The following is an 8,739-nucleotide window of genomic DNA, read 5'->3' on the forward strand; positions in this document are numbered from 1 at the left end:
CACCTGAGCGCACCGCCCCGAGGCCTGTCCCAGCCCTGTCCGCCGCGGACCGCCGGCCCGCGAGCCGTCGACGGCACGCCATCGTGCGACTACCGGATCCGCGCGCAGTGCCTAGCGTTGTCGACCATGGAGGTCGAACGCACCGAACCCGCCACCCCGCCGGCGTGGACGTACCCGCCGAGGGCGGAGGGCTGGTTCGCCGACGACCTCGACCAGCTCGTCGAAGCGCCACCTCACACCGAACTGGTCGACGGTGCGCTCGTCTTCAGGACCCGTCCGCAACGCCTGTGGCACAGCCGCGTCCAGAGCGTGCTCACCGAGGCGATCGGGGAGCAGGCTCCGGCAGGGATCGAGGTCGAGCGCGGGATGACGATCCGACTGGACGCCCGAAACCGACCTGAGGCCGACGTCCTCGTGACCTCCGCGTCCTTCGACCCGGACCGGACGTGGTTCCAGCCGGAAGACGTGCTGCTGGTGGTCGAGGTCGTCTCCCCCGAGTCCACCTTCCGCGACCGCACGGTGAAGCCGCGCAAGTACGCGGCAGCCGGCATCCCGCACTTCTGGCTGGTCGAGGACGAGGCCGGCGGCCCGGTCGTGCACGTCTACGAGCTGGACGAGCCGACCGGGTCCTACGCCCCGACCGGCGTCTTCCGCGACTCCCTGCACCTCACGCTGCCGTTCGAGCTCGACCTCGACCTGGCGAAGCTCGTACCCCGCGACTGACCGTGGGATCAGCCCGTTGGGCCACTCGACTGAACATCATCAGCGGTGGACGGTAGAACTCGCGCGCCATTGCACACTGGCCGCGTGAGCGTGAGAAGTGACCGAACATTGACACACGTGTTGGAACAGGCTCGCGACCTGTGTTCCGACGAAGACGTCCGAGACTCCATCCGGGACGTCCTGAGCCACATCAACAGCGGAAGGACGCGGCCTCGGGGCGGTCGACTCCTGCTGGAACTGATGGAGGCAGCACTGGCGCTGGCCGATCCGAGGGAGAGCGAAGAAGTCCTCAGGCGACTGCGCGACAGCATCGCTTACGCCAGTGACCGACAGCTAAAACCCGAGATGGAAAGGCGCTACCCGTATTTCCCGGAGGCTCGGGACGACACACCGGAGACCCTGCACAAGCTCCTGACCGCAAGCAGCACCTGGTGGACCGAGCAGGCGACCGCATTCGTCGCCCACAACACGACGGCATCCGCCTCAGACCTGCTCGAGCACTTGAAGACGACGGCAGCCGACCTGCCGTTCATGGATGCGCCGGAAGACCGTCCGGGCAGGTACCGCGTACTGCGCGGGCGAGCCGAGTTGGCCGAGTGGATCAAAGTGATGATCACGGAGCGCATCGACGTCGAAGACCTGGACCAAGCGGCGCGGAGGATCACTCTGCATCCCGATGCGCTTGCCGCGCTTGCCGCGGATGAGAGCGGGAACGCGATCCTCCGGGCGGCGGAGGCGAAACGGCGCAATGACGGGCTCAAGTACCTCCGTTCGATCGTCGAGAACCACGAGTCGTCAGAATTCGACATCCACAGGGCCTTGGAAGAACACCTCTGGATCTTCGGCGGACAGTACGTGGGCAAAGCCGACCGCCGCCGCTTCGTCGCCGGGCAGGAAGTCGACATCCCGCTGTTGCGGCCCGACGGATCTTTGTGCGTCGTCGAGCTGAAGAAGGCGAACACGCAGGTCGTCACGCACTACGGGAAAGCCCCGGTGGTCACGGCGAACGTCCACCGAGCCATCGGCCAGGCTTCGAACTACCTCGTCGGGCTCGACGAGAACCGGCACGACATACTCACCGACCACTTCGTCGACACCCGTCGCGCCAACGCGATGGTGTTGATCGGTCACCCGAAGTTCGAGCCGCGGGCCACCGAGGCCGAGATCAACGAGGTGCTCCGCATCCAGAACGGCCACCTCAACCGCATCGAGGTGCTCACCTACAAAGAGCTCCTCGATGCGGCCGAGCGGTCGCTCGCCACCGGTCAGACGTTGAAGCGGAACTCCACCACGTCGCCGTCGGCCATCACGTAGTCCTTGCCCTCCATGCGGACCTTGCCGGCGGCCTTGGCGGCGGCCATGGAGCCCGCCTCCACCAGGTCCGCGAACGAGACCACCTCGGCCTTGATGAAGCCGCGCTCGAAGTCGGTGTGGATGACGCCCGCCGCCTGGGGTGCCGTCGCACCCTGGGGGATCGTCCACGCCCGGGACTCCTTCGGGCCCGCGGTCAGGTAGGTCTGCAGGCCGAGGGTGTGGAAGCCGGCGCGGGCCAGGGCGTGCAGGCCCGGCTCGTGCTGGCCGATCGACTCCAGCAGCTCGCGGGCGGACTCCTCGTCCAGCTCCAGCAGCTCCGCCTCGACCTTGGCGTCGAGGAACACCGCGTCCGCGGGCGCCACCAGCTCGCGCAGCTCCTTGAGCTTCGCCTCGTCGGTGAGCACGGCCTCGTCGGCGTTGAACACGTACAGGAACGGCTTGGCGGTGAGGAGGCTCAGCTCGCGCAGCAGCGGTCCGTCCACTTCGGACTGGGCGGCGAACAGGGTGCGACCGCCGTCGAGGACCTCGCGCGCCTTCTGCGCCGCCTCCAGCGCGGGACGGCGGTCCTTCTGCGTGCGGGCTTCCTTCTCCAGCCGCGGGATGGCCTTCTCCAGCGTCTGCAGGTCGGCCAGGATCAGCTCGGTGTTGATCGTCTCGATGTCCGAGCCCGGGTCGACGCGGCCGTCGACGTGGATCACGTCGGAGTCGTCGAACACCCGGATGACCTGGCAGATCGCGTTGGCCTCGCGGATGTTGGCGAGGAACTTGTTGCCCAGGCCCGCGCCTTCGGACGCGCCCTTCACGATGCCCGCGATGTCGACGAACGACACGACCGCCGGCACCTCGCGCTCGGAGCCGAAGATCTCCGCGAGCTTGCCGAGGCGGGCGTCCGGCAGCGGGACCACCCCGACGTTCGGCTCGATGGTCGCGAACGGGTAGTTCGCCGCCAGCACGTCGTTGCGCGTGAGGGCGTTGAACAGGGTGGACTTGCCGACGTTGGGCAGCCCGACGATACCGAGGGTCAAACTCACGGTGGGTGAGTCTACGCGCCTCCAACGCCGTGTCCGATTCCCGCGAGACCCCACCTCTTGTCGCTGGCAGAGTGGTCGCCATGCTCCTCGACGACGAACGCGCCTATCGGGCCGTCGCCGCCCGCGACGCCCGCTTCGACGGGTGCTTCATCCTCGCGGTGCGCACGACCCGGATCTACTGCCGGCCGTCCTGCCCCGCCGTGACGCCGAAGCGCCGCAACGCCGAGTTCTACCCGACGGCGGCGGCCGCCCAGTCCGCCGGTTACCGGGCGTGCCGGCGGTGCCTGCCGGACGCCGTGCCGGGCTCGCCGGAGTGGAACCTGCGGGCCGACCTGGCCGCCCGCGCCATGCGCCTGATCTCCGACGGCGTGGTGGAGCGGGAGGGCGTGCCGGGTCTCGCGTCACGGCTGGGCTACTCGGAACGGCACCTGACGCGCGTGCTGACCGCCGAACTGGGCGCGGGACCGCTGGCACTGGCCCGCGCGCACCGGGCGCACTCGGCCCGGCTGTTGATCGAGACGACGGACCTGTCGCTCACCGACGTGGCGTTCGCCGCCGGTTTCGCCAGCGTGCGGCAGTTCAACGACACGATCCGGGCGGTCTTCGCGACCACGCCGTCGGTGATGCGCTCGACCCGTGCCGCGTCGACCACGGCGGGCCGCATCACGTTGCGCCTGCCGTACCGGCCGCCGTTCGACGCGGAGGGCCTGCTGGCGCACTTCCGGGCCGACGCGATCCCGGGCGTGGAGCACGTGACGGACCGCTGCTACGCCCGGTCGCTGCGCCTGCCGCACGGCCAGGCGACCGTGCGGCTGGAACCGGCCGACGGGTACGTGTCGTGCTCGCTGCGGTTGACCGACCTGCGCGACCTGGGCAGCGCGGTGAGCCGGGTGCGGCGGCTGCTGGACCTCGACGCCGACCCGGTGGCCGTGGACGACTTCCTGGCCGGCGACCCGGCGTTGCGCCCGTCGGTCCTGGCCCGGCCGGGCGTGCGGCTGCCGGGCAGCGTCGACGGGGCGGAGACCCTGCTCAGGGCGCTCGGACACCACGTGGCGGGCGAGCCGCTGGAGCAGCCGGACGGGCCGGTGACGCACCTGTACCCGGCGCCGTCCGCCGTCGACTCCCCGGTGGCGCGGGCGTTGGCCGACGGGACGTTGAAGGTCGACGTCGGCCGTGACGCGGAGGAGCTGCACGCCGAGCTGTCGGCGTTCCCCGGCGTCGGCCCGGAGGTCGCCTCCTACGTCGTGATGCGCGTTCTCGGCGCCCCGGACATCCCTTTGACCAGCGACAACATCGCGTGGCGCCCCTGGCGCTCGTACGCCGCGATGCACCTCAGGAGGACTGCGTGAGCACCGGCCACGTGTCGACGATCGACACCCCGATCAGCCCCTTCACCGCCATCGTCGCCATGGACGGCGCCGTGCTGGCCAGCGGGTGGACCGCGAGCGCGGACGACCTGCTGCCGCAGGTGTCACCGACGCTGCGGCCGACGACCCTCACCCCCCGCCGCGACCTGGGCGCGGTGACCAGGGCCGTCCGCGCCTACCACGCGGGTGACCTGCGCGCGATCGACGACATCCCGGTCCGGCAGCGCGGCGGTGAGTTCACGCGGCAGGCGTGGGACGCGCTGCGCACGGTGCCGGCGGGCAAGCCCATCAGCTACGCCGACTACGCCCTGCTGGCCGGCCGGCCGGCCGCGGTCCGCGCCGCCGCCAGCGCGTGCGCCCGCAACGCCGCGACCCTGTTCGTCCCGTGCCACCGGGTGATCCGGACGGGGGGCGTGCTGGGCGCGTTCCGCTGGGGGCCGGACGTGAAGCGCTGGCTGCTGAACCACGAGTCCTGACCGACCGGGGCGTCGGCCGTCGTCGCGAGGCCGGCCAGGGGGTCAGTCGTCGTCGCGCGGACGGCGGCGGGGTGGGCGGCCGCCTTCGCGGGGCGGCGCGGGGCGGCGGGGGCGGCGGCCCCCCCGGCCGCCGGCGCGCGCCCCCCGCCCCCGGCGGCTGCTTGTTGGCGTGCGATGGGCTCCGCACCACTAGGCTTCCTCCCATGTCGACCCAAGTTGGGCCCGTCGACGTCGACGCCCTGCGCGCGCGCCTCGACCGGGCTACTGCTGCGGCCGCCGTGGCGGGCGTGGAGGCGTTGCTCATCGCGCCCGGCTCGGACCTGCGCTACCTGCTGGGCGCGGGCGGGACGTCCTTTGAGCGGTTGACCTGCCTCGTGCTGCCCGTCGGCGGGTCGCCGGTGCTGGTGGTGCCGAAGCTGGAGCAGCCCGGGTACGTCGGCGTGCCCACCGACGCGCTCGGCGTCGAGGTCGCCACCTGGGTCGACGGCGAGGATCCGTACGCCCTGGTCAAGCGGGCGGTCAAGGGCAGCCGGACGGCGGTCTCGGACATGATGCCCGCGCTGCACGTGCTGGGGTTGCGCGACACCCTGGGCGGTGAGCAGGTGTTGGCGGGACCGGTGTTGCGCGAGCTCCGGATGCGCAAGGACGCCGTCGAGGTGGCCGCGCTGCGCAAGGCGGGCGCGGCGATCGACCGGGTGCACGCGCGCATGGCCGAGTGGTTGCGCCCCGGCCGAACGGAGGCCGAGGTGGGCGCGGACATCGCGGCGGCGATCGTGGCCGAGGGGCACGTGGCGGCCGACTTCGTCATCGTCGGCTCCGGCCCGAACGGCGCGTCGCCGCACCACGACGTGTCCGACCGGGTGATCGAGGCCGGTGACGTGGTGGTCGTCGACATCGGCGGCCCGGTGGCCGAGGGCTACAACTCCGACTCCACCCGCACCTACGTGCTGGGCGAGCCGCGGGACGCCGACGTGTGGGAGACCTACGCGGTCCTGCAGGCGGCGCAGCGGGCGGCCGTCGAGGCGGTCCGGCCGGGTGTCACGTGCGAGGCGGTGGACGCGGCGGCGCGCGACGTCATCGCGGACGCGGGCTTCGGCGAGTACTTCGTGCACCGCACGGGCCACGGCATCGGGCTGGACGTGCACGAGGACCCCTACATCGTCGGCGGCAACGACCTGCCGCTGGAGGCGGGCATGGCGTTCAGCGTCGAACCCGGCATCTACCTGCCGGGCCGGTGGGGCGCACGGATCGAGGACATCGTCGTCGCCACCGCCGACGGCGTGGAGAGCGTCAACAACCGACCGCACGAGCTGGTGGTGTTGCCCGCGTGACGACCCTGGAGCCGACCGACCGCGCGATCCTGCGCGAACTGGCCGCCGACGGCCGGTGCAGCTTCACCGACCTCGCGGAGCGGGTCGGGTTGAGCGTGTCCGCGGTGCACCAGCGGGTGCGGCGGTTGGAGCAGCGCGGTGTGGTGCGCGGCTACGCGGCGCGGCTGGACGGCGACGAGATCGGCCTGCCGCTGACCGCGTTCATCTCGCTGACCCCGATCGACCCGGCGGCCCCGGACGACTACCCGAAGCGGCTGGAGCACCTGCCGCAGATCGAGGCGTGCTACTCGGTCGCCGGTGACGCGTCGTACGTGCTGCGGGTGCGGGTGGCGTCACCGACGGCGCTGGAGGAGCTGCTGAGGCAGATCCGCGAGGTGGCGAACGTGTCCACCCGGACGACGGTGGTGCTGTCCACGCCGTACGAGGACCGGCCGCCCGCGGTCTGACGGGCAACTAGGCCACCGGGTCGGCGCGGATGGCGTCGTAGGCGTCCTGGACGCGGGCGAGTGCCGCGGTGTCGGCGGGGAACTCGACGTCGTCGATCCGGGCGACCCCGACGACGCCGATGGAGTTGGTGAGCAGCGCGCTGCGGAAGCGGCCGACGTCGGCCAGCCACACGACCTCGCGGCGTGACGGCAGCGCCCGTTCCAGCAGCTGCATGGTGATGCCGTGCAGCCAGTCGGCCTGCGGCCACACCAGGTCGTCGCCGTCGAGGAACGCGATGTTGGCGATCGCGCCCTCCACCACGACGCCGCCGGCGGTGAGCAGGGCGTCGTCGTAACCGGCCCGCTCGGCGCGGTGGCCGTGGTGGATCTGGCCGAACCCGCCGAGGTGCTTCACGTGCGGCAGCGGCCGGGTGTAGTCGACCGACATCAGGCGTTGGGGCGTCGCCGGGGGAGTGGCGGGCGGGCGGACGACGACCATCACCGACGGCACGTCGAGGCCGAACACGATGACCCGCACGGCCGCGTCGCGCACGTCGTCGCCCAGCGCGTGGGAGAGCAGGGAGCGGACGTGGTCGTGGTCCAGACCGGTGCCGTACAGCTCGCGGTTGGCCTGGTCGAGCCGGTGCAGGTGCAGGTCGAGGCCCTTCACCCGGCGGTCGCGCACCTGCATGGCGGTGAAGTGCCCGTAGTTGGCCAGCAGGCCGGGCGCTACCTCGTCGGCGGTGGGCGGCCTGCCGTCGATCTCGATCCTCAGCACGGGCCTGACCGTAGCGTGGCGGGAATCGAGGGTCGCGGGTCGTTGCCGCCGTCACGGGTGGTGGGGAGGGTGGTCGGTGTGGAACGCGAGGTGCTGGTGGTCGGGTACGACGGTGCGGCGCTGACCGACATCGCGGGCCCGGCGGACGTGTTCGCCGGCGCGAACAAGGCGCGCGGCGGCTACCGGGTGCGGTTGGCGGCGGTCGGCGGCGGGTTCGAGGTGACCGGCGGGCTGCGGATGGAGGCGGAGGACCTGCGGGAGGTGTCCGGCGGGGTGGACACGCTCCTGGTGGTCGGCGGCTTCTCGTTCACCGTGGCCGCCCGTGACGCCGAGCTGCTGCACCACCTGCGGCGCGTCGCCGGCGGCGCGCGGCGGGTCGCGAGCGTCTGCACCGGCGCGTTCGTGCTGGCCGCGGCGGGCCTGTTGGACGGTGCCCGCGCCACGACGCACTGGGCGTACTGCGACCGGCTCGCCGCGGACCACCCGTCCGTGGAGGTGGTGCCGGACGCGATCTACGTGCAGGACGGGCGGCTGGTGACGTCCGCGGGCGTCACGGCGGGCATCGACCTGGCGTTGGCGCTGGTGGAGCGCGACCACGACGCCGCGTTGGCCCGGCTGGTCGCCCGGTGGATGGTGGTGTTCCTGCAACGGCCCGGCGGCCAGTCGCAGTTCAGCGTGCGGTCGCGGGTGCCGCCGGTGCGGGAACCGGGGCTGCGGGCCGTGCTGGACGCGATCGCGGACGACCCGGCGGCCGGCTGGACGGTCGACGGGATGGCCCGCCGCGCGGCGATGAGCCCCCGGCACTTCGCCCGCGTGTTCCCGCGCCGGGTCGGCGTGTCGCCCGCCCGGTACGTCGAGCGGGTGCGGGTGGAGGCGGCGGCGGGGGTGCTGGAGTCCGGCGACGAGGGGCTGGACGTCGTGGCCAGGAGAGGTGGTTTCGGTTCGGGGGAGACGATGCGCCGGGCCTTCCTGCGGGTGCTCGGCGTGACGCCGGGCGGGTACCGCGACAGGTTCCGCACCACCGGTGCGGCGTGAGCGAGGGGGAACCGGATGGACGTGGCTTTCGTGCTCTACCCGCGGATGACGGCGTTGGACCTGGTCGGTCCGTACGAGGTGCTGGGGCACCAGCCGGAGGTGACGTCGCACTTCGTGGCCGCGTCACCCGACCCGGTGCGCACCGACGCGGGGCTGTCGATCGTGCCGACGACGACGTTCGACGCGCTGGACCGCGCCGATGTGATCGTCGTGCCGGGCGGCGGCGGGTGGGCGGAGGTGCTGGCCGACGGGGTGGTGG

Annotated in this window: 10 protein-coding genes; 8 read left to right on the forward strand and 2 right to left on the reverse strand. The window is 72.3% G+C overall.

Translation table 11 applies throughout. From position 1 onward, the window contains the following. The first annotated feature begins 126 nt into the window (after nucleotides 1–126). Nucleotides 127–723 carry a Uma2 family endonuclease gene (locus tag AB0G02_RS15040; RefSeq protein ID WP_360793979.1) on the forward strand — a complete coding sequence of 199 codons (597 nt, stop codon included), beginning with the start codon at nucleotides 127–129 and terminating at the stop codon, nucleotides 721–723. 117 nt (nucleotides 724–840) lie between these two features. Continuing rightward, the gene (locus AB0G02_RS15045; RefSeq protein WP_360793981.1) at nucleotides 841–2,037 is read left to right on the forward strand and encodes a Shedu anti-phage system protein SduA domain-containing protein; all 1,197 of its coding nucleotides are present in this window, start codon (nucleotides 841–843) and stop codon (nucleotides 2,035–2,037) included. Here the strand turns inward: AB0G02_RS15045 and ychF are convergent. Continuing rightward, nucleotides 1,989–3,068, reverse strand: a complete 1,080-nt coding sequence (gene ychF / locus AB0G02_RS15050) for a redox-regulated ATPase YchF (protein ID WP_360793983.1) — start codon at nucleotides 3,066–3,068, stop codon at nucleotides 1,989–1,991. The two genes, AB0G02_RS15045 and ychF, sit on opposite strands and share 49 nt — an antisense overlap. Nucleotides 3,069–3,148: 80 nt before the next feature. Here ychF and AB0G02_RS15055 point away from each other — a divergent pair, with 80 nt between their 5' ends. From AB0G02_RS15055 to AB0G02_RS15070, 4 genes are all read left to right on the forward strand, one after another. Continuing rightward, entirely contained in the window at nucleotides 3,149–4,417 is a 1,269-nt protein-coding gene (locus AB0G02_RS15055; protein WP_360793985.1) for an AlkA N-terminal domain-containing protein, read from the forward strand. Next, nucleotides 4,414–4,911 (forward strand): methylated-DNA--[protein]-cysteine S-methyltransferase, encoded by a 498-nt coding sequence (locus AB0G02_RS15060; protein ID WP_360793987.1) that lies wholly within the window; start codon nucleotides 4,414–4,416, stop codon nucleotides 4,909–4,911. The genes AB0G02_RS15055 and AB0G02_RS15060 overlap by 4 nt, the downstream gene beginning before the upstream one ends. Nucleotides 4,912–5,114: 203 nt before the next feature. Further along, entirely contained in the window at nucleotides 5,115–6,242 is a 1,128-nt protein-coding gene (locus tag AB0G02_RS15065) for a Xaa-Pro peptidase family protein (protein ID WP_360793989.1), read from the forward strand. Beyond that, nucleotides 6,239–6,688, forward strand: coding sequence for an Lrp/AsnC family transcriptional regulator (locus AB0G02_RS15070; RefSeq protein WP_360793991.1), 450 nt, complete (start codon nucleotides 6,239–6,241; stop codon nucleotides 6,686–6,688). The genes AB0G02_RS15065 and AB0G02_RS15070 overlap by 4 nt, the downstream gene beginning before the upstream one ends. A 7-nt stretch (nucleotides 6,689–6,695) precedes the next feature. Here the strand turns inward: AB0G02_RS15070 and AB0G02_RS15075 are convergent, their stop codons facing one another. Next, nucleotides 6,696–7,445, reverse strand: coding sequence for an aminotransferase class IV (locus tag AB0G02_RS15075; protein ID WP_360793993.1), 750 nt, complete (start codon nucleotides 7,443–7,445; stop codon nucleotides 6,696–6,698). A gap of 69 nt (nucleotides 7,446–7,514) precedes the next feature. Between AB0G02_RS15075 and AB0G02_RS15080 the strand changes: the two genes are divergently transcribed. Together AB0G02_RS15080 and AB0G02_RS15085 are read left to right on the forward strand one after the other, a co-directional pair. Next, nucleotides 7,515–8,480, forward strand: a complete 966-nt coding sequence (locus AB0G02_RS15080; protein WP_360793995.1) for a DJ-1/PfpI family protein — start codon at nucleotides 7,515–7,517, stop codon at nucleotides 8,478–8,480. Nucleotides 8,481–8,495: 15 nt separating this feature from the next. After that, nucleotides 8,496–8,739 (forward strand): DJ-1/PfpI family protein (locus tag AB0G02_RS15085; RefSeq protein ID WP_360793997.1); only part of this gene is annotated, 244 nt, incomplete at its 3' end.

The sequence above is a fragment of the Actinosynnema sp. NPDC023658 genome, assembly GCF_040639995.1.
In the GTDB taxonomy this organism is placed as follows: domain Bacteria; phylum Actinomycetota; class Actinomycetes; order Mycobacteriales; family Pseudonocardiaceae; genus Actinosynnema.